This window comes from Longimicrobium sp., from assembly GCF_036554565.1.
Taxonomy (GTDB): Bacteria; Gemmatimonadota; Gemmatimonadetes; order Longimicrobiales; family Longimicrobiaceae; genus Longimicrobium.
On record NZ_DATBNB010000783.1, the window covers coordinates 1 to 2,018 of the forward strand.

At 70.5% G+C, this 2,018-nt stretch carries 2 protein-coding genes; one reads left to right on the forward strand and one right to left on the reverse strand.

Translation table 11 applies throughout. The features are described from left to right. Positions 1-325: 325 nt before the first annotated feature. A complete protein-coding gene (locus tag VIB55_RS22085) occupies positions 326-631 on the reverse strand; it encodes a hypothetical protein (RefSeq protein ID WP_331878840.1) in 306 nt (101 codons plus the stop codon). Between the two features lie 205 nt (positions 632-836). Here VIB55_RS22085 and VIB55_RS22090 point away from each other — a divergent pair, with 205 nt between their 5' ends. Continuing rightward, positions 837-1,964, forward strand: coding sequence for a tetratricopeptide repeat protein (locus VIB55_RS22090; RefSeq protein WP_331878841.1), 1,128 nt, complete (start codon positions 837-839; stop codon positions 1,962-1,964). Positions 1,965-2,018: the final 54 nt, after the last annotated feature.

A 2,018-nucleotide genomic window follows, 5' to 3' on the forward strand; every position in this document is an offset into this window, starting at 1 on the left:
GGGGGGGTTGGGGGGGGGTGGGGGGGCGCCCGTCGCACACGCAGAGTCCAGCCCGACCCCGACCGAAGTTCTCCCCTCTCCGCACGCAGCTTGTGCGGGGAGGGGCCGGGGGAGGGGCCCACGCGATCCGCCATCGTCCGAACGCTTTCCGCTGTCGAGTGTATGTCCATCGTCCGGCGGCAGCGCCGGGTTCGGGAAATGGGGAACGAAGAACGCCGCCCGGGGAGGGGCGGCGTTGCATGGGCCAGATGGCTGGCTGCTCTGGTTTGGCCGGGGCGCGAAGCCTGCGGAATCCGAGGCGCGCGCGTGACGGAAAAGGTGGCCGTCAGCGGCCCCCGTCGCGGAACACGTTCTCGAAGCGGCGGCCCGGCACCGGGGCGACGCCTGGCGAATCGTAGCGCGCAAGCACGCGGTTGGTGACCGTCGCCGAGATGTGCTCGTCCATGGGCAGCATTTCGTGGTACAGCTCGAGCCCACGGTCCACGTCTACCTCGGTGCCCAGAAGCGCCATGAGATCCAGCACGTTGGCCACGTGCGTCTCCACGATCGCCTCTTCCGCCCGCGCGGCGGCGATCAGCAGCTTGCGCTTGGCCTCGTTGCTCAGGCGGCGGCGCCGCAGCCAGTCGAACATCGTCCCTCGTCGTTGGTCCGTTCCGGGTGTGCAGCGCCATCAATCTGACCGGCGGCCCCCACACCCGCAAGGCCGCGCAAGGGCTTGGATGCCGGGGCTGTTCCAGTGTATATTTGTCCGGGCGATCCCGCCCGCCGTTCCCCACGGCCCGCTCCGGGTCCGTGCCCCATTTCCCGCCTGATGGATTGACCAGGGCAAAGGCTGAATGGGAACCTCATATCTCAGCTCCGAAGAGTACGACGAGCTGGCGCACAAGCACTACGACGCCGGCGACTACGACGAGGCGCTGGGCGTGCTTCGCGAGGGCATTTCGCAGTATCCCGACTCCGTGCTCCTGCACGTGGGGCTGGGCTACACGCGCATTGCCCGCGAAGAGTACGCGTGGGCGCGCCAGTGCTTCGAATCGGCCCTGGAGCTGGACTCGGAGTACGAGGACGCCTGGGTGGGGTTGGGCGAAACGCTGCTGAAGTTCGGCCGGGTGGAGGAAGCGCTCAGCTGCTTCGGGCAGATCGACGAGATGGGGCTGGGCGACGACCTGGAGTTGGGCCTTACCGTGGGCCGGGCGCTGTACCGCGAGGGGCTGTTCACCGACGCCCGGGCGCGCTTCGCCGCCCTGTCGACGACGCACGCCGACAACGCCGAGCTGGCGGCCGCCCGCGGCTACACGCTGCATGCGCTGGGGGACGACCTGGGCGCCCGCCGCGAGCTGCGCCGGGCCACGCGGCTGGACGCCGACCTGCACGAGGCGCGCATCTACCTGTCGCACCTGCTGCACGACCGCGGCGACCTGCGCGGCGCGCTCACCGAACTGGAGCAGGTGCCGCCGGCGGAGCACTGGGACACGCTCTCCGTCTGGCGCTACGTGGAACTGAAGATGCAGCTGGACGGCGTGGCCGAGGGCGATCCGTGGTTCGCGCCGTGGAAGGAGCGCCTGGCCGAGCTGGACGCGGAGCCGGACGACATCGACCACCTGCTGGCCGAGGTGGAAGCCTCGTTCGAGGGCGCGGTCGACGAGCAGGCGCAGGCCGCGTTGGAATTGTCGGCGCAGATGGACTTCATGATGAAGATCCTGGGCCCGCCCGCGCCCGACGCCGCGCTCCCCTCCGTGCACCGCGTGCGCACGGCCGAGGGCTCCATCTTCCAGGGCAGCTGGGACGAAATCGTGCGGGGGATGCGCGACTCGTGCGGCGAGCCGCAGATGCCGCTGGGCGCCTTCATGCGGCGCGCGGCGCGGCAGATCCGCGAGCGCACCGGCCGCGACGTTCCCGTCCACAGCGCCGAGGCCTTTCTCAGGGCGGGCGCGCGGATGGGCCTGCTGCGCATCGAGGAGTGACCGGCTTGATCTTCATCCTCCCGCTCCGCTGCCCGTGACCTTCGGCCCCGAGAG